Below are 16,691 nucleotides of genomic sequence, written 5' to 3'. Positions count from 1 at the left end.
TGGTGTGCACCGCCCCCGCGGGGCGGCGCCCATCCTCCTGCCAGGCCAACGTACGGGGGAGGGGATTCACTCCCAGCGGAACAGCTTCGCGGCGGCGCCGAGTCCGAGGACGGCCCATGCGGCCAGGACGGCCACGTCCCCCCACGGCAGCCCGGAGCCGTGCCGGAGCACCTCGCGCAGCCCGTCGGACAGCGCCGAGATCGGCAGCAGCCCCAGTACGGACTGCACGGCTCCGGGGAACTTCTCCATCGGCACGATCACGCCGCCGCCGACCAGCAGCAGCAGGAACACCAGGTTGGCGGCGGCCAGCGTGGCCTCGGCCTTGAGGGTGCCCGCCATCAGCAGCCCGAGCCCGGAGAAGGCGGCGGTGCCCAGCAGGATCAGCGCGGCGGCCGCGAGCGGGTTGCCGTGCGGGGACCAGCCGAGCGCGAAGGCGATCACCGTCAGCAGCGCGATCTGGAGCACCTCGGTGACCAGCACGGACAGCGTCTTGGCGGACATCAGCGCCCAGCGCGGCAGCGGCGAGGCACCGAGCCGCTTGAGCACCCCGTAGCGGCGGTCGAAGCCGGTGGCGATGGCCTGCCCGGTGAAGGCGGTGGACATCACGGCCAGCGCGAGAATGCCCGGCGCGAGGAAGTCCACGGACTTCCCGGCTCCCCCCTCTTGAATGGGCACAGTGACGATGTCGACGGTGGAGAACAGGACCAGCAGCAGCGCCGGGATGATCACGGTCAGCAGCAGCTGCTCCCCGTTGCGCAGCAGCATCCGGGTCTCCAGCGCCGTCTGCGCCAGGATCATCCGGGACACGGGCGCGGCCCCCGGGGCGGGGGTGAACGTACCGGCGCTCATGCGCGCAGCTCCTTGCCCGTGAGTTCCAGAAAGACGTCTTCGAGGCTGTGCCGCTCCACCGAGAGGCTGCTCGGCATCACCCCGTGCTGGGCGCACCAGGAGGCGACCGTGGCCAGCAGCTGCGGGTCCACGGCGCCGGTGACCCGGTAGACGCCCGCGGTGAGTTCGGCCGCCTCGGTGCCGTCCGGCAGCGCCTTCAGCAGCGAGCCGAGGTCGAGGGCGGGCCGCCCGGTGAAGCGCAGGGTGTTCTCGGCGCCGCCGCGGCACAGCTGCTCGGGGCTGCCGTGGGCGATGACCCGGCCGGCGTCGACGATGGCGACCTCGTCCGCGAGCTGCTCGGCCTCGTCCATGTGGTGGGTGGTGAGGACGACGGCGACCCCGTCGGCGCGCAGTTCCCGTACGAGGTCCCAGGTCGCCCGGCGGGCCTGCGGGTCGAGTCCCGCGGTCGGCTCGTCCAGGAAGACCAGCTCGGGGCGGCCGACCACGGCCATGGCCAGGGCCAGGCGCTGCTGCTGGCCGCCGGAGAGGCGGCGGTAGGCGGTGCGGCCGCAGCCGCCCAGCCCGAGCCGCTCGACCAGGGTGTCCACGTCGAGCGGGTGGGCGTACAGCTTGGCCATGTGGCGCAGCATCTCCACGGCGCGGGCGCCGGAGTAGACCCCGCCGGACTGGAGCATCACGCCGATCCGCGGGCGCAGCGCCTCGGCCTGGGCGACGGGGTCGAGGCCGAGGACGCGGACGGTGCCGGCGTCGGGGCGGCGGTAGCCCTCGCAGGTCTCCACGGTGGTGGTCTTGCCCGCGCCGTTGGGGCCGAGGACGGCGGTGACCGAGGCCTTGCGCACGGTGAGGTCGAGACCGTCCACCGCTGTCTTGGGCCCGTACCGCTTCACCAGTCCGCGGATCTCCACGGCGGGGTCGTTGCTCATGCGGGTGAGTCTACGGAGCCGGGGAGGGGGTCCTTGGTCCCGGGGTCGAAGGGTTACGGACCTGCGCATTCATGTCTTTTTCAGTCGGGGAGACGCGGCCAAGATCTTCGAGTTCCGGCTGCCGGTGGCCGGCTTCCTGGCCGTCGGATTCGAACACTGTGTCGCGAACATGGCTCTATTCAGTCTTGCGGTCCTGGACGGCTCAGCCGGTTTCCGTGACTTTTTCCGCAACGTGATGTTCACCGTTCCCGGAACCGTCCTCGGCGGAGGATTGCTGGTAGGGGCGGTGCACCGGTTCATCGGAGGGGCTCGGCAGGGCCGCGGATCATCCCCTTCCGTTAACTCTGCGTAGACAAATTAGGTAACCCTTAGTGATAGAGGCCACCAGGAGTGGCCTCGGTCACGGCTTGTCGGGGCTCGACTAATTACGCAACAATGGCGTTGTGAAATACGGCGAACGGATGATCGAGACCCCCCAGGGGGAACTCGCTACCGGGGAGCGGTCAACCCGCAACCGGGTCGCGCGCTCCATCCTGGACCACGGTCCCTCGACCGTCGCCGACCTCGCAGCGCGTCTCGGCCTCACCCAGGCCGCCGTCCGCCGCCACCTCGACACGCTCGTCGCCGACGACGTGGTCGAGCCCCGTGAGCAGCGCGTCTACGGTGCGCGCACCCGGGGCCGGCCCGCCAAGGTCTTCGCGCTGACCGACTGCGGCCGCGACGCGTTCGACCAGTCCTACGACTCGCTCGCCGCGGACGCACTGCGCTGGATCGCGCAGGCCGCCGGCGGGGGCGAGCAGGGGGAGGCGGCCGTCGCCGCCTTCGCCAGGGCGCGGATGGACGCGCAGGCCGAGACCTACCGGGAAAGCCTGGACGCCGCCGCCCCCGCGGAACGCACCGAGGCCCTTGCCAAGGCGTTGACCGCGGACGGGTACGCTGCTACGGCGAAGAGCGCTCCCGGTCCGCACAGCGGTGAACAGCTCTGCCAGCACCACTGCCCGGTCGCCCATGTCGCCGAGCAGTTCCCGCAGCTCTGCGAGGCGGAGACCGAGGTCTTCTCCCGCCTGCTCGGGACGCACGTGCAGCGCCTCGCCACGATCGCCCACGGCGACGGGGTGTGCACCACCTTCATCCCGCGAGGCGCGGGCACCACACAGAACGACACATCAGCATCTGCCAGCACGGCCGGGAGGAACCCCGCATGACCACGGAGACTGCTCACCCGGAGCTTGAGGGTCTGGGCAACTACGAGTACGGCTGGGCCGACTCCGACGCGGCCGGCTCGGCTGCCAAGCGAGGCCTGTCGGAGGACGTCGTCCGCGACATCTCGGCGAAGAAGAACGAGCCCGAGTGGATGCTGAAGCTCCGCCTCAAGGGCCTGAAGCTCTTCGGCAAGAAGCCCATGCCGACCTGGGGCTCCGACCTGTCGGGCATCGACTTCGACAACATCAAGTACTTCGTGCGTTCCACCGAGAAGCAGGCCGCTTCGTGGGAGGAGCTGCCCGAGGACATCAAGAACACGTACGACAAGCTCGGCATCCCGGAGGCGGAGAAGCAGCGCCTCGTCGCCGGTGTCGCGGCCCAGTACGAGTCCGAGGTCGTCTACCACCAGATCCGCGAGGACCTGGAGGAGCAGGGCGTCATCTTCCTCGACACGGACACCGCGCTCAAGGAGCACCCGGAGCTCTTCCAGGAGTACTTCGGCACGGTCATCCCGGTCGGCGACAACAAGTTCGCGTCGCTGAACACCGCCGTGTGGTCGGGCGGCTCGTTCATCTACGTGCCCAAGGGCGTCAAGGTCGACATCCCGCTCCAGGCCTACTTCCGCATCAACACGGAGAACATGGGCCAGTTCGAGCGGACGCTGATCATCGTCGACGAGGACGCCTACGTCCACTACGTCGAGGGCTGCACCGCCCCGATCTACTCCTCGGACTCGCTGCACAGCGCCGTGGTCGAGATCATCGTGAAGAAGGGCGGCCGCTGCCGCTACACGACGATCCAGAACTGGTCGAACAACGTCTACAACCTGGTCACCAAGCGCGCCGTGGCGTACGAGGGCGCGACCATGGAGTGGATCGACGGCAACATCGGTTCCAAGGTCACCATGAAGTACCCGGCCGTCTACCTGATGGGCGAGCACGCCAAGGGCGAGACGCTGTCCATCGCCTTCGCGGGCGAGGGCCAGCACCAGGACGCCGGCTCCAAGATGGTCCACATGGCGCCGAACACCTCCTCGAACATCGTCTCCAAGTCGGTGGCGCGGGGCGGCGGCCGCACCTCGTACCGCGGTCTGGTCGAGATCGGCGAGGGTGCCCACGGCTCCAAGTCGAACGTGCTCTGCGACGCGCTCCTGGTCGACACGATCTCCCGCTCGGACACGTACCCGTACGTGGACGTCCGTGAGGACGACGTCTCCATGGGCCACGAGGCGACCGTCTCCAAGGTCTCGGACGACCAGCTCTTCTACCTGATGAGCCGCGGCATGACCGAGTTCGAGGCCATGGCCATGATCGTGCGCGGGTTCGTCGAGCCGATCGCGCGCGAGCTGCCCATGGAGTACGCGCTGGAGCTCAACCGGCTGATCGAGCTGCAGATGGAGGGCTCGGTCGGCTAATCCCCGACCGTCCCGGATCCGCAGCAATTCTTTGACGTAGACCGTGTTCTTTTAAGAGAGCGAGCAAGACGACAGCCATGGCTGAGGCTCAGAACATTCCGGCCGGGTCGACCACGGCCGGCGCGATCGCGGTGGCCGCCGAGTCCACCGTCGCCACCCGGATGAGCGCACCCCCGTCCTTCGACGTGGCGGACTTCCCCGTCCCCCACGGCCGCGAGGAGGAGTGGCGGTTCACCCCGCTGGCGCGCCTGCGCGGTCTGCACGACGGCACCGCGGTCGCGGACGGCACCATGAAGGCCCAGATCGACGCGCCCGAGGGCGTCACCGTCGAGTCGGTGGAGCGCGGCGACGCGCGCATCGGCAAGGCCGGCACCCCCGTGGACCGGATCGCCGCCCAGGCGTTCTCGTCCTTCGCCAAGGCCACGGTCGTCACCGTGCCCAAGGAGGCCGTCCTGACCGAGCCGGTGCGCGTCTCGCTGCACGGCGAGGGCGGCACGACCTTCGGCCACACCGTCTTCGACGTGCAGGCCTTCGCCGAGGCCGTCATCGTCATCGACCACACCGGTGACGGCGTGCGCGCCGCCAACGTCGACTTCCTCGTCGGCGACGGAGCGAAGCTCACCGTCGTCTCCGTGCAGGACTGGGACGACACCGCCGTCCACTGCTCCCAGCACAACACGCTGATCGGCCGCGACGCGACCTTCAAGTCGATCGTGGTCACCTTCGGCGGCGACCTCGTACGCCTGCACCCGCGGATCAGCTACGCGGGCCCCGGCGGCGAGGCCGAGCTCCTCGGCCTGTACTTCACGGACGCCGACCAGCACCAGGAGCACCGCCTCCTGGTCACGCACGACGCCCCGCACTGCAAGTCGCACGTGGTCTACAAGGGCGCCCTGCAGGGCGAGGGCGCGCACGCCGTCTGGATCGGCGACGTCCTCATCGAGAAGAGCGCCGAGGGCACCGACACCTACGAGATGAACCGCAACCTCGTCCTGACGGACGGCGCGCGGGTCGACTCGGTGCCGAACCTGGAGATCGAGACCGGCGAGATCGTCGGCGCCGGCCACGCTTCCGCCACCGGCCGCTTCGACGACGAGCAGCTCTTCTACCTCCAGGCCCGCGGCATCCCGGCCGACGAGGCCCGGCGCCTGGTCGTGCGCGGCTTCTTCGCCGAGCTCGTCCAGCAGATCGGTGTCGACGACATCGAGGAGCGCCTGCTCGCCAAGATCGAGACCGAGCTCGAGGCGTCCGTCTGATGACCTACGTCAAGGCCTGTGCGCTGAGCGAGCTGGAGGAGAACACCCCGAAGCGGGTGGAACTCGACGGCACGCCGGTGTCCATCGTCTCCACCGAGGGGGAGGTGTTCGCGATCAACGACATCTGCTCGCACGCGAACGTCTCGCTCTCGGAGGGCGAGGTCGAGGACTGCATGATCGAGTGCTGGCTGCACGGGTCCTCGTTCGACCTGCGCACCGGCAAGCCGTCCGGTCTGCCCGCGACCCGCCCGGTTCCCGTATACCCCGTAAAGATCGAAGGGGGCGACGTGCTCGTCTCCCTCACCCAGGAGTCCTGAGGTATCCATGGCAACGCTTGAAATCCACGACCTGCACGTCTCCGTCGAGGCCGAGAACGGCGCCCGCGAGATCCTCAAGGGTGTCGACCTCACCGTCAAGGCCGGCGAGACGCACGCCATCATGGGTCCGAACGGCTCCGGCAAGTCCACGCTGGCGTACTCGCTCGCCGGTCACCCGAAGTACACCATCACCGGTGGCACCGTGACCCTCGACGGCGAAGACGTCCTGGAGATGTCCGTCGACGAGCGCGCCCGCGCCGGCGTCTTCCTCGCCATGCAGTACCCGGTCGAGGTCCCCGGCGTCTCGGTCTCCAACTTCCTGCGCACGTCGGCCACCGCCATCCGCGGCGAGGCCCCGAAGCTGCGCACCTGGGTGAAGGAGGTCAAGTCCGCGATGGAGCAGCTCCAGATGGACCCGGCCTTCGCCGAGCGCAACGTCAACGAGGGCTTCTCCGGCGGTGAGAAGAAGCGCCACGAGATCCTGCAGCTGGAGCTCCTCAAGCCGAAGATCGCGATCCTCGACGAGACCGACTCCGGCCTCGACGTCGACGCCCTGCGCATCGTCTCCGAGGGCGTCAACCGCGTCCGCGAGACCGGTGACGTCGGCACCCTGCTGATCACCCACTACACGCGCATCCTGCGCTACATCAAGCCCGACTTCGTGCACGTGTTCGCGAACGGCCGCATTGCCGAGTCCGGTGGCGCCGAGCTGGCGGACCAGCTGGAGGCCGAGGGCTACGACAAGTACGTGAAGGGTGGCGCAACCGCGTGACACAGCTGCCTGGCCTCCTCGACATCGAGGCGATCCGCAAGGACTTCCCCCTTCTGGATCGTGTGGTCCACGACGGGAAGAAGATCGTTTACCTGGACAACGCGGCGACCTCGCAGAAGCCGCGCCAGGTGCTCGACGCGCTGAACGAGTACTACGAGCAGCACAACGCCAACGTCCACCGCGGCGTGCACGTGCTCGCCGAGGAGGCCACGGCGCTGTACGAGGGCGCCCGCGACAAGGTCGCCGCCTTCATCAACGCGCCGAGCCGCGACGAGGTGATCTTCACCAAGAACGCCTCGGAGTCGCTCAACCTGGTCGCGAACATGCTCGGCTGGGCGGACGAGCCCTACCGGGTCGACCGCGAGACCGAGATCGCCATCACGGAGATGGAACACCACTCCAACATCGTCCCGTGGCAGCTGCTCTCGCAGCGCACCGGCGCGAAGCTGAAGTGGTTCGGCCTCACCGACGACGGCCGGCTCGACCTGTCCAACATCGAAGAGGTCATCACGGAGAAGACGAAGATCGTCTCCTTCACGCTGGTCTCCAACATCATGGGCACGATCAACCCGGTCGAGGCGATCGTCCGGCGCGCGCAGGAGGTCGGCGCGCTGGTGCTGATCGACGCCTCGCAGGCCGCTCCGCACATGCCGCTCGACGTGCAGGCGCTCGGCGCCGACTTCGTGGCCTTCACCGGCCACAAGATGTGCGGCCCGACCGGCATCGGCGTGCTCTGGGGCCGCCAGGAGCTCCTGGAGGACCTGCCCCCGTTCCTCGGTGGCGGCGAGATGATCGAGACCGTGTCGATGCACGCCTCGACGTACGCCCCGGCGCCCCACAAGTTCGAGGCGGGTACGCCCCCGATCGCCCAGGCCGTCGGCCTCGGCGCGGCCGTGGACTACCTCACCGCGATCGGCATGGACAAGATCGCCGCGCACGAGCACGCGATCACCGAGTACGCGGTGAAGCGCCTCCTGGAGGTCCCCGACCTGCGGATCATCGGCCCCACCACGGCCGAGGACCGCGGCGCCGCGATCTCCTTCACGCTCGGTGACATCCACCCCCACGACGTCGGCCAGGTCCTGGACGAGCAGGGCATCGCGGTCCGCGTGGGACACCACTGCGCGCGCCCGGTCTGCCTGCGCTACGGAATTCCCGCGACCACGCGAGCGTCTTTCTACCTGTACTCCTCTCCGGCCGATGTCGACGCGCTGATCGACGGGCTGGAGCACGTACGGAACTTCTTCGGCTGACGAGGGCGACGAGGACGACGCAGTGAAGCTGGATTCGATGTACCAGGAACTGATCCTGGACCACTACAAGCACCCGCACGGGCGTGGCCTGCGCGACGGCGACGCCGAGGTGCACCACGTCAACCCGACGTGCGGCGACGAGATCACGCTGCGCGTGAAGTACGACGGCGAGACTCTCACCGACGTCTCGTACGAGGGCCAGGGCTGCTCCATCAGCCAGGCCAGCGCGTCCGTGCTGAACGAGCTGCTCGTCGGCAAGGAGCTGGCCGAGGCGCAGAAGATCCAGGGCGTGTTCCTGGAGATGATGCAGTCGAAGGGCAAGATCGAGCCCGACGAGGCCATGGAGGAGGTGCTGGAGGACGCGGTCGCGTTCGTCGGCGTCTCCAAGTACCCGGCTCGCGTGAAGTGTGCTCTGCTGAGCTGGATGGCCTGGAAGGACGCGACCGCCCAGGCACTGGGCGACGCCGCGGAGAGGAAGACGGCATGACCGAGAACGCGACGCCCGCCGAGGCGTCGATCAAGCCCGCCACCGAGGAAGAGGTCCGCGAGGCCCTCTACGACGTGGTCGACCCCGAGCTGGGCATCGACGTCGTCAACCTGGGCCTGATCTACGGCATCCACATCGACGACGCGAACATCGCCACCCTCGACATGACGCTGACCTCGGCGGCCTGCCCGCTGACGGACGTCATCGAGGACCAGGCGAAGTCGGCGACGGACGGCATCGTGAGCGAGCTCCGGATCAACTGGGTCTGGATGCCGCCGTGGGGCCCGGACAAGATCACGGACGACGGCCGCGAGCAGCTGCGCGCGCTCGGCTTCAACGTCTGAGCGGCTGAGCGTCTGACCCACCGCTTCACGGAGGGCCCCCGGCACTGTGCCGGGGGCCTTTCGCGTGCTCCGGAGCAGGTGGGGCGGTGTCCGGCGCGCTCCCGACGGGCCCTGTGAGTTCTTCCGGCGGACGATTGACGTGCACCGGGTGTTGGCCACGGTGGCCGAACCTGCTCGACGGCCGTCACGGCGTGACGCGGTTCGCGCCCGGCTCGACCCTTGGGGACGGACACCGATGAAGAAGCAGCTTGGCATCGCAGGGATCGCGGCGCTGGTCGTCGCCGGGACGGTCACGGTCGTGCCCGCACAGGCGGTGACGTACGGGACGCCGACGATCAGCCTGTCCGCCGCGTACCTGTCCGGCGCCGTCGGCGCGTCCGGGGACCCCGTGGTCGACGTGACCGTGGGGCAGAGCGGCGCCGACGCGTCCGCGCTGACGGTCAGCGCGTCCGCGTCGAGCAAGGCCTCGGTCGCCGGGACCGGCGACGTGACCGTCACCGGGACCGGGGCGGTGCGCAGCCTCGCCGTCGCCGCGCGCGGCCGCGGCTACACCAACCTCACCGTCAAGGTGACGGGGCTGGGCGGCAAGAGCGCCACCAAGACCCTGTCGTACGCAGCCTCCGCCGCCGTGCAGAACCCGGCCGACGCCCGTTACTTCACCGGTGCCTCCGACTCCTCGGCCGCCGTGGACGTCGGCGGCGGCTACACCGTCGTCGCCGACGACGAGAGCAACGTGCTGCGCCTGTACGACCGTTCCCGCTCGGCGGCCCCGGTCCGCACCTGGGACTTCAGCTCGCAGCTCGGCGTCACCAAGGAGGTGGACATCGAGGGGGCGACCCTGATCGGGAACACCATCTACTGGACGGGCTCGCTCGGCAACAACAAGGACGGCGAGTACAAGGCGCCGCGGAACACGGTGTTCACCACCACGGTGAGCGGCTCCGGATCGGCCGTGCAGCTCGCGTACGGGCGCTCGTACAAGAAGCTCCGCGACGACCTGGTGGCCTGGGACAAGGCGAACGGGAACCGCTACGGCTTCGCGGCCGGCACGGCCGCGGGCGAGGCGCCCAAGCAGATCGACGGGTTCAACGTGGAGGGTCTGGAGTTCGCGCCCGGCTCGACCACCACCGCCTACCTGGGCTTCCGGGCCCCGCTGGCCCCGGCGGTGCCGGGCGGCAAGGCGCTGGTCGTGCCGGTGACCAACTTCGACCAGGTGCTCTCCAGCGGGGCCAAGGCCACCTTCGGGGCGGGCATCGAGCTCGACCTCGGCGGCCTCGCGATCCGCGACATCCGCAAGAACGCGGCGAACCAGTACCTGATCCTGGCCGGCTCCTGGGCCGCGGACGACAACTCGGACCCGTACGCGCTCTACCAGTGGGACGGCGTCGCCGGCCACGCCCCGGTGAAGCGGGCCGACCTGCCGACGACGGACCCGGGCGGCTGGGAGGCCGTCGTGGACGTACCGGACCTGTCAGTTCCGGGCGCGCGGGTCCAGCTGATCACGGACAGCGGCTCGGCCGACCTGTACGGGGACGGCATCGAGGCCAAGGACCTGGCGCACGCGGAGTGGAAGAAGTCCCGCGCGGCCTGGTTCACCCTGAACTGACGCTCCCGCGGGGCCGGCCCAGCGGATCCGGCTCAATGAATCCGGCCCGGTGGATCCGGCCCGGTGGATCCGGTCCCGCGGATCCCGGCCCCGCCGACGGGGTCAGCCGGCGTCGCGGACGGCGCTCAGCGCCGCCGCCACGCCGGCCTCGATGTCCCGGATCGGATAGAACACCTCGCGCACCACGCGCTCCCGGTCCACCACCAGGGTCAGCCGCTTCAGCCGGCTCACCCCCGCCGCCCGGAACGTCGGCAGCCGCAGCGCCGCCGTCAGCGTCAGTTCCGCGTCCGAGAGCAGCGGGAACCGCAGCCCCTCCGCCTCCGCGAACTCCCGCTGCTCATCGGGCCGCTGGGTGGACACCCCGTGCACCGTCGCCCCGGCCGCCGCGAACTCCGCCAGCTGGTCCCGGTACGTGCACGACTCGAACGTGCAGCCCTTGGCCCCCGGGATCCCCGCCCATCCCGGAGGGTAGGACTCCGCCCGGGCGTACGCGCCGGGGAAGCAGTACAGGACCGTGAACGGCGTGTCCGCCACCGGATCCCGCACCTCCCCGAACCGGTCCGGCAGCACCAGCTCCGGCAGCCGCGTGCCGCGCAGCGCGTGCACCCGCTCGGCCTCCCGCGAGGACTCCTCCGTCGTCGCCGTCATCTCGCCTTCCCCCAGGACCCAGGTGTCTCCCCAGTCCTGGAGGGCCACCAGGACCGGCAGCAGTCCCCGCCCGCGCGGGGTCAGCCGGTAGTCGTGCCGCACCGGGCGTTCCTGGTACGGCTCGCGCGTCAGCACCCCGGCTTCGACCAGCAGTTTCAGCCGCTCGGCCAGCACCTTCCGGGACACCCCCAGCTCGCGCTGGAACGCGTCGAAGCGGTGCACGCCGCGCGCGGCGTCGCGCACGATCAGCAGCGTCCACCAGTCGCCCACCACGTCGAGGGCCTGGGCGATGGCGCAGTCCGCGTCGTCGAGGTGCGTGCGCTGGGCCATGGGCACTCCTTTGTCCGTTGACCCAAGGCTGTCATGCTGACATAGTCCGTTCCCAAAAGGAACTAACTACGGTTCGGGGGCGGACATGGGAATGGCGCAGGGCTTCAAGGACGTGCCCCGAGTGGTGTGGCTGCTGGCGGCCGGGGTGTTCGTCAACGCCGTCGTCAGCTTCACCTTCGTCTTCGTGTTCCTGTACCTGACCGGCCCGCGCGGCCTCGGAGCCGCCCAGGCGGGGCTGGTCACCGGCATCGGCGGCATCGGCCTGGTCGCCGGGAACTTCACCGGCGGCTGGTACGGGGACCGCTTCGGCCACCGCCGCGTGCTGCTCGCCGCCTCCCTCGCCGGCGGCCTCGCCCTGATGTCCTTCCCGCTGCTGCCCACCGCCGGGCTCTACGCGGCCCTGCCGCTCGCCCAGTACGCCTCCGGCGTGGTCCGGGCGGCGAACTCCGCGCTGGTCGCCGTGACCGTCCCCGAGGGGGCCCGCCGGCAGGCCTTCGCCGTCGTCCGCTGCGTCTCCAACGGCGGCTTCACCCTCGGCCCGCCGCTGGGGGCCCTGCTCGCGACCGGGCTCTCGTACGACTGGCTCTTCGTCGCCGACGGCCTCGGGACCCTGTTCTTCGCCGCCTGGACCGCGCGGGTCGTCCCGGCCCGCGGGGCCTCCCGCAACGCCTCCCGTCCCGCCGCGGCCCCGGACGGGGGTCTGGGCCGCGGCGTGTGGGAGGAGCTGCGGGCACGGCCCGCCGTACTCGTGCTGCTCGGCGCGATCCTGGTGACCGACCTCGTCTACCGCCAGCAGTACTCCGCCTTCCCCGTCTTCCTCGCCGACCACGGGCTCGACACCCGGGCCTTCGGCTTCGTGATCGCCCTCAACGGGGGCGTCATCCTGCTGCTGGAGCTCCCGGCCGCCGTCGCGCTGCGCGCACGGCCGCCGCTCCCCGTCATCGCCACCGGCATCGTGTTCGTCGGGGCCGGGTACGCGGCGCTGTCGGCCGGAGCGGGGCTCGCCAGTGCCGTGGCGATGATGGTGCTGCTCAGCCTCGGCGAGATCCTGTACAAGACCACCGCGACCGCGTACGTCGCCGACCAGGCGCCCGAGCACGCCGTCGGGCGGTTCCAGAGCCTGTACGCGGGGGTCTCGGTCAGCGGGGTCGTCCTCGGGCCTCCGCTGGGCGGAGCCCTGTACGCGGCCGCGCCCGGGCTGCTGTGGCCGCTGTGTGCGGCGCTGGCGGCATGCGCGGGCGGGGCGGTGCTGTACGTGTCACGGCGCGAGGGGCGGCGGAAGGCGGCGGGCGCGGCGCGACACGCGGCGCGACCGGCACATGAGACCGGTTCGCGACCTCGGGCCGCCGCCGGTTAGGTTTCGGGCATGACTGCTACGCGTACCACCGGCGCCGTCGCCGCCGGACTTGCCACCATCGCCTCCGACGGCACCGTCCTCGACACCTGGTTCCCCGCCCCCGAGCTGGTCGCCGAGCCCGGCCCGGCCGGCACCGAGCGCCTCACCGCCGATCAGGCCGTGCAGCTGCTGGGCGCCGCCGCGGCCAAGGCGATCCGCCTGGACGCGGTCCGTGACGTCGAGGTCGTAGCCGTCCGCACCGTGATCTCCTCCCTGGAGGACAAGCCGCTCGACGCGCACGACGCGTACCTGCGCCTGCACCTGCTCAGCCACCGCCTGGTCAAGCCGCACGGCCAGAGCCTGGACGGCGTCTTCGGCCTGCTGGCCAACGTCGCCTGGACCTCGCTGGGCCCGGTCGCCGTGGACCAGGTGGAGGCCGTACGGCTGAACGCCCGCGCCGAGGGCCTGTACCTCCAGGTCACCTCGATCGACAAGTTCCCGCGGATGACGGACTACGTCGCCCCCAAGGGCGTGCGCATCGCCGACGCGGACCGGGTCCGCCTGGGCGCGCACCTCGCCGAGGGCACCACCGTCATGCACGAGGGCTTCGTCAACTTCAACGCCGGGACCCTCGGCACCTCCATGGTCGAGGGCCGCATCTCGGCCGGCGTCGTGGTCGGCGACGGCTCCGACATCGGCGGCGGCGCCTCCACGATGGGCACCCTCTCGGGCGGCGGCAAGCAGATCATCTCGATCGGCGAGCGCTGCCTGATCGGCGCCGAGGCGGGCGTGGGCATCGCGCTGGGCGACGAGTGCATCGTCGAGGCCGGCCTGTACGTGACCGCGGGCACCCGCGTCACGCTCCCGGACGGCCAGATCGTCAAGGCCCTGGAGCTCTCGGGCGCGAGCAACATCCTCTTCCGCCGCAACTCGGTCACGGGCACGGTCGAAGCCCGCCCGAACAACGCGGTCTGGGGCGGCCTGAACGAGGTCCTCCACTCCCACAACTGATCCCCGGCCCCCAGCCGGCCCCGGAACGGCCACGACGCCCTCATCTCCCCGGCAAGGGGTGGTGAGGGCGTCGTGTTTCTCCCGGTCCCGTCAACGTCCTCCCGCCCCGAGCGCGGGGGGACGTGGCGGTTCAGCGGAGGGGGATGGTGCGGATCAGGCCGGCGAAGGCCTCTTCTTCCGCCTCGGTCAGCTCGACCGACTCCATCGGGTGCATGGCGGCGCTGCGCTGGGCCGGGATGACCGCGACGCCCTCGTACGTGCCTGGCTCCGGCTGGTGGAAGCGGGAGTCCCACAGCATGTGCCCGAGGCCGAGCACCCACACGAGGGCGGCCACGAGCAGGACGGCCAGGCCGATTTCCTGGGCGGGGGAGATGGAGGGGAACACGCGGTCCTCCGGGGGATACGGGGGGACATGGTCGAGCGTGGGGCCACTCAACACCACAACTCGGGTCGAATGGGTGGTGATGTGGCGAGCGTCACGCCAGGGGCGAAAGTCCCGACTTCTCCCCAGGTGTCCTATGGCGCCCGCGCTCAGTGCGCCGCCAGGCTCAGCTTGAAGCCCTCGTGGCTGCGCGCGAAGCCGAGCCGCTCGTAGAACCGGTGGGCGTCCGCCCGCCGCTTGTTGCCGGTCAGCTGCACCAGGCCGCAGCCGCGCCCGCTCGACCGCCAGCCGCATCAGAAGGCCCGCTCCTGCGCCTCGGTGACCTCGGCCCGCTCCTCGCCGGCGTCCGCCGGCAGGGCCAGTACGACGGGCAGGTCCTCACGGGTGGCAGTGCGGAAGATCACGGCCGGAAGTGTGGCAGGGCCCCCGGACCGGACGGCGTCCGGGGGCCCTGCCGGTCAGTGGCGCGTCGCCGTTACGGGCGGAAGCGGAGCACCTGCGGGTCGTGGTCGCTGTTCTGCGCCGAGAACTCCGCGTTGATGTGCACGCTGTCGTACGTGAAGTTCTTGATGGCCGGGCTGGTCAGGATCTGGTCCAGCACCTGCGCGTTGCCCTGGTACACGTACGAGTAGCGCTCCGCCTTCGGCAGCGACTTGATCGCCGAGTACAGCGCCCCGCCGTCCTCCAGCGCCTGCGCGGTCGCCGAGAACTCGAAGTCGTTGATGTCGCCGACGGCGAGGACGCTCGCGTTCTTGTCCGCCGCCAGGAGCTGCTTGACGAAACCGTTCACGGCCTGCGCCTGGAGCAGCCGCTTGGCCTCCGAGGAGCGCACCGGCGGCTGGTGGACCGAGGTCAGGCCCTCGTCGCCGCCCTTGGAGCCGAAGTGGTTGGCGATCACGAAGACCGTCTTGCCCTTGAACACGAACTCGCCGGCCAGCGGCTTGCGGCTGTCGGCCCACGCCGGGTTCGCCGGGTCGATCCGGCCGGGGGAGTGGGTCAGGGCGGCCTTGCCGTCCACCTGCGTCACGGCGGTCGGGGTCACCGAGTCGCCCGCCGCGCGGTCCGTGAAGGAGACGCGGGCCGGGTTGAAGAGGAACACCTGGCGGATGTTGCCGCCGGGCTCGCCACCGTCCTTGTTGTTCTCCGGGCTGATGGTGCGCCACTGGTACGCCGGGCCGCCGGCCGCCGCGATCGCCGCGGTGAACTTCGTCAGCGTCTGCTCCGCCGAGACGGTGCCGTCGTTCTTGGCGCCGTTGTCGTCCTGGATCTCCTCCAAGGCCAGGATGTCGGGCGAGGCGAGGTTCGCGACGACCGCCTTCGCCAGGTTGTCGAACTTCTCCTGCGGGTCGCTCGGGTCGAGGTTCTCCACGTTGTACGTGGCCACCGCGAGCTCGTTCGCTGCCTGCGCCTTGGTCTTCTCGGGGGCCAGGGTGCCCGCCTTGACGGTGCCGAGGGCACGGGCCACCAGGGTGTAGCCGCCGAACTGGTTGAAGTCCAGCGGGCCCTCGGTGGTGCCGGTCAGCTTGTCGCCGACGTTGGCCACCGGGAAGGGCTGCTGCGCGAGCGGCGCGAGCTGCTGGATCTGCAGGCGGCCGGTGTTCTGGGACTCGTACGAGCCGTAGAGCGTGCCGCCGCGCTTGGCGGTGTTCTCCCAGCCCTTCACCGTGACCCACAGCTCCGAGTGCGGGTCGGTGGCGCCGACCACGCGCGAGGTGCCGATCTTCACGTTCATGCCCTCGAGGGACTCGTAGAAGTCCAGGGCGTAGCGCGAGGGGTCCAGGGTCAGGCCGTTGATGCTGCCGGCGGCGGCCGGGTCGCCCGCCGGGGCGTACTCGGCGGGCACGTTGTACTCGTTGATCGCGGTGGCCTCGGGCAGCGCGTTGCCCGAGGAGAGCACGGTCACGGCCGGCTTGGAGATCTGGGTGACCGACTGGTTGCCGGAGGAGACGCCGCCGGGGATGTACTCGCCGACCAGGCCGGAGACCTTGACCGCGTCGCCGACGGCGACGGTCGGGACGGAGCTGGTGAAGACGAAGACGCCCTCGCTGGTCGCGTCGTTGTCGTCGGCGTCCGGGTCCTGCATCCAGAAGCCGCGCGAGCCGTACGTGCGCACGCCCGTCACGATGCCGGCGACATCGGCGACCTGCTTGCCGTTGAGCGGCGATATGCGGGTGGTGCCCTGGATGTCGTGGATGCGTATCGGCTCGGCGGACGCGGAGCCTTCGGCTGCGTCGGCGGTGCCCGCGAGCAGGCCGGTGGCCAGGGCGGTGGCGACGAGTGCCGAGACGGCGGCGGAACGGGGGTGCGAGGAGCGCATGGTCAAGAACTCCGGTGTGTGGAAGACGAAAGCGAAGGGGTGTTGCGTGCGTTTGGCGGGATTCGTGCGGAGGCCCCCGCGGTCGGGCCACGGGAGGTCCGCAGGAATCCCGGAGATTCCCCATAGATCTACGCGCGTCAATTTCCTGTGTGACCAGGGAAGTTGTCAAGGCCTCCAGGGGATACGGCAGCTGACTGTGGGATGAACCAAAGGAGATGGCCCCCCGGGCGCGCCCGATATGCG

17 protein-coding genes and 1 pseudogene are annotated in these 16,691 nt (G+C 70.4%); 12 read left to right on the top strand and 6 right to left on the bottom strand.

Annotation, left to right across the window (positions count from 1 at the left end):
* Window positions 1-66 precede the first annotated feature (66 nt).
* A complete protein-coding gene (locus tag ACFXGI_RS13595; RefSeq protein ID WP_384705593.1) occupies window positions 67-849 on the bottom strand; it encodes an ABC transporter permease in 783 nt (260 codons plus the stop codon).
* Window positions 846-1,772 (bottom strand): ABC transporter ATP-binding protein, encoded by a 927-nt coding sequence (locus tag ACFXGI_RS13590; protein ID WP_384705591.1) that lies wholly within the window; start codon window positions 1,770-1,772, stop codon window positions 846-848. The genes ACFXGI_RS13595 and ACFXGI_RS13590 overlap by 4 nt, the downstream gene beginning before the upstream one ends.
* Here ACFXGI_RS13590 and ACFXGI_RS13585 point away from each other — a divergent pair.
* The 10 genes from ACFXGI_RS13585 to ACFXGI_RS13540 all read left to right on the top strand — a co-directional run bounded on the left by ACFXGI_RS13585 (window position 1,771) and on the right by ACFXGI_RS13540 (window position 10,424).
* Entirely contained in the window at window positions 1,771-2,124 is a 354-nt protein-coding gene (locus ACFXGI_RS13585; RefSeq protein WP_384705589.1) for a formate/nitrite transporter family protein, read from the top strand. The two genes, ACFXGI_RS13590 and ACFXGI_RS13585, sit on opposite strands and share 2 nt — an antisense overlap.
* 109 nt (window positions 2,125-2,233) lie before the next feature.
* Window positions 2,234-2,977, top strand: coding sequence for a metalloregulator ArsR/SmtB family transcription factor (locus tag ACFXGI_RS13580; protein ID WP_030160379.1), 744 nt, complete (start codon window positions 2,234-2,236; stop codon window positions 2,975-2,977).
* Entirely contained in the window at window positions 2,974-4,389 is a 1,416-nt protein-coding gene (sufB, locus tag ACFXGI_RS13575) for a Fe-S cluster assembly protein SufB (RefSeq protein WP_384705587.1), read from the top strand. Before ACFXGI_RS13580 ends, sufB begins: the two co-directional genes overlap by 4 nt.
* A 77-nt stretch (window positions 4,390-4,466) precedes the next feature.
* On the top strand, window positions 4,467-5,645 hold the full coding sequence (gene sufD, locus ACFXGI_RS13570; protein ID WP_384705585.1) for a Fe-S cluster assembly protein SufD: 1,179 nt from the start codon (window positions 4,467-4,469) through the stop codon (window positions 5,643-5,645).
* Complete coding sequence (locus ACFXGI_RS13565) at window positions 5,645-5,962, top strand: bifunctional 3-phenylpropionate/cinnamic acid dioxygenase ferredoxin subunit (RefSeq protein ID WP_030858990.1); 318 nt, start codon at window positions 5,645-5,647, stop codon at window positions 5,960-5,962. The genes sufD and ACFXGI_RS13565 overlap by 1 nt, the downstream gene beginning before the upstream one ends.
* A 7-nt stretch (window positions 5,963-5,969) precedes the next feature.
* Window positions 5,970-6,734 carry a Fe-S cluster assembly ATPase SufC gene (gene sufC, locus ACFXGI_RS13560; RefSeq protein ID WP_384705583.1) on the top strand — a complete coding sequence of 255 codons (765 nt, stop codon included), beginning with the start codon at window positions 5,970-5,972 and terminating at the stop codon, window positions 6,732-6,734.
* A complete protein-coding gene (locus tag ACFXGI_RS13555; protein WP_030858993.1) occupies window positions 6,731-7,987 on the top strand; it encodes a cysteine desulfurase in 1,257 nt (418 codons plus the stop codon). Before sufC ends, ACFXGI_RS13555 begins: the two co-directional genes overlap by 4 nt.
* 22 nt (window positions 7,988-8,009) lie before the next feature.
* Window positions 8,010-8,474: a Fe-S cluster assembly sulfur transfer protein SufU gene (sufU, locus tag ACFXGI_RS13550; RefSeq protein WP_030160391.1), complete on the top strand. Its 465-nt coding sequence runs from the start codon at window positions 8,010-8,012 to the stop codon at window positions 8,472-8,474.
* Entirely contained in the window at window positions 8,471-8,818 is a 348-nt protein-coding gene (locus ACFXGI_RS13545; protein ID WP_030160393.1) for a metal-sulfur cluster assembly factor, read from the top strand. Before sufU ends, ACFXGI_RS13545 begins: the two co-directional genes overlap by 4 nt.
* A gap of 235 nt (window positions 8,819-9,053) precedes the next feature.
* Window positions 9,054-10,424, top strand: coding sequence for a DUF3616 domain-containing protein (locus tag ACFXGI_RS13540; RefSeq protein ID WP_384705581.1), 1,371 nt, complete (start codon window positions 9,054-9,056; stop codon window positions 10,422-10,424).
* 102 nt (window positions 10,425-10,526) lie between these two features.
* Here ACFXGI_RS13540 and ACFXGI_RS13535 read toward each other — a convergent pair whose 3' ends face one another.
* Window positions 10,527-11,402, bottom strand: coding sequence for a winged helix-turn-helix transcriptional regulator (locus tag ACFXGI_RS13535; protein ID WP_384705579.1), 876 nt, complete (start codon window positions 11,400-11,402; stop codon window positions 10,527-10,529).
* Window positions 11,403-11,487: 85 nt separating this feature from the next.
* Between ACFXGI_RS13535 and ACFXGI_RS13530 the strand changes: the two genes are divergently transcribed.
* Together ACFXGI_RS13530 and dapD are read left to right on the top strand one after the other, a co-directional pair.
* Complete coding sequence (locus ACFXGI_RS13530; protein ID WP_384705577.1) at window positions 11,488-12,759, top strand: MFS transporter; 1,272 nt, start codon at window positions 11,488-11,490, stop codon at window positions 12,757-12,759.
* A 9-nt stretch (window positions 12,760-12,768) separates the two neighbouring features.
* Complete coding sequence (dapD, locus tag ACFXGI_RS13525) at window positions 12,769-13,749, top strand: 2,3,4,5-tetrahydropyridine-2,6-dicarboxylate N-succinyltransferase (protein ID WP_384705575.1); 981 nt, start codon at window positions 12,769-12,771, stop codon at window positions 13,747-13,749.
* Window positions 13,750-13,879: 130 nt separating this feature from the next.
* Here the strand turns inward: dapD and ACFXGI_RS13520 are convergent, their stop codons facing one another.
* The 3 genes and pseudogenes from ACFXGI_RS13520 to ACFXGI_RS13510 all read right to left on the bottom strand — a co-directional run bounded on the left by ACFXGI_RS13520 (window position 13,880) and on the right by ACFXGI_RS13510 (window position 16,448).
* Window positions 13,880-14,134, bottom strand: coding sequence for a hypothetical protein (locus ACFXGI_RS13520; protein WP_384705573.1), 255 nt, complete (start codon window positions 14,132-14,134; stop codon window positions 13,880-13,882).
* A gap of 146 nt (window positions 14,135-14,280) precedes the next feature.
* Window positions 14,281-14,412 (bottom strand): annotated as a pseudogene (locus ACFXGI_RS13515) (GNAT family N-acetyltransferase); the annotation flags it as partial.
* A gap of 194 nt (window positions 14,413-14,606) precedes the next feature.
* Window positions 14,607-16,448, bottom strand: a complete 1,842-nt coding sequence (locus tag ACFXGI_RS13510) for an endonuclease/exonuclease/phosphatase family protein (protein ID WP_384705571.1) — start codon at window positions 16,446-16,448, stop codon at window positions 14,607-14,609.
* Window positions 16,449-16,691: the final 243 nt, after the last annotated feature.

Origin of the sequence: Streptomyces sp. NPDC059355, from assembly GCF_042752335.1 — a bacterium.
Classification (GTDB): domain Bacteria; phylum Actinomycetota; class Actinomycetes; order Streptomycetales; family Streptomycetaceae; genus Streptomyces.
Note: the sequence above shows the minus strand (reverse complement) of the source record. Positions and strands in the feature narration are given on the sequence as shown.

Excerpts from the sequence above, each read along its gene's own strand:
- ACFXGI_RS13595 (WP_384705593.1), bottom strand. The coding sequence starts at position 849 with ATGAGCGCCGGTACGTTCACCCCCGCCCCGGGGGCCGCGCCCGTGTCC.
- ACFXGI_RS13585 (WP_384705589.1), top strand. The coding sequence starts at position 1,771 with ATGCGGGTGAGTCTACGGAGCCGGGGAGGGGGTCCTTGGTCCCGGGGT.
- ACFXGI_RS13590 (WP_384705591.1), bottom strand. The coding sequence starts at position 1,772 with ATGAGCAACGACCCCGCCGTGGAGATCCGCGGACTGGTGAAGCGGTAC.
- ACFXGI_RS13580 (WP_030160379.1), top strand. The coding sequence starts at position 2,234 with ATGATCGAGACCCCCCAGGGGGAACTCGCTACCGGGGAGCGGTCAACC.
- sufB (WP_384705587.1), top strand. The coding sequence starts at position 2,974 with ATGACCACGGAGACTGCTCACCCGGAGCTTGAGGGTCTGGGCAACTAC.
- sufD (WP_384705585.1), top strand. The coding sequence starts at position 4,467 with ATGGCTGAGGCTCAGAACATTCCGGCCGGGTCGACCACGGCCGGCGCG.
- ACFXGI_RS13565 (WP_030858990.1), top strand. The coding sequence starts at position 5,645 with ATGACCTACGTCAAGGCCTGTGCGCTGAGCGAGCTGGAGGAGAACACC.
- sufC (WP_384705583.1), top strand. The coding sequence starts at position 5,970 with ATGGCAACGCTTGAAATCCACGACCTGCACGTCTCCGTCGAGGCCGAG.
- ACFXGI_RS13545 (WP_030160393.1), top strand. The coding sequence starts at position 8,471 with ATGACCGAGAACGCGACGCCCGCCGAGGCGTCGATCAAGCCCGCCACC.
- ACFXGI_RS13540 (WP_384705581.1), top strand. The coding sequence starts at position 9,054 with ATGAAGAAGCAGCTTGGCATCGCAGGGATCGCGGCGCTGGTCGTCGCC.
- ACFXGI_RS13535 (WP_384705579.1), bottom strand. The coding sequence starts at position 11,402 with ATGGCCCAGCGCACGCACCTCGACGACGCGGACTGCGCCATCGCCCAG.
- ACFXGI_RS13530 (WP_384705577.1), top strand. The coding sequence starts at position 11,488 with ATGGGAATGGCGCAGGGCTTCAAGGACGTGCCCCGAGTGGTGTGGCTG.
- dapD (WP_384705575.1), top strand. The coding sequence starts at position 12,769 with ATGACTGCTACGCGTACCACCGGCGCCGTCGCCGCCGGACTTGCCACC.
- ACFXGI_RS13510 (WP_384705571.1), bottom strand. The coding sequence starts at position 16,448 with ATGCGCTCCTCGCACCCCCGTTCCGCCGCCGTCTCGGCACTCGTCGCC.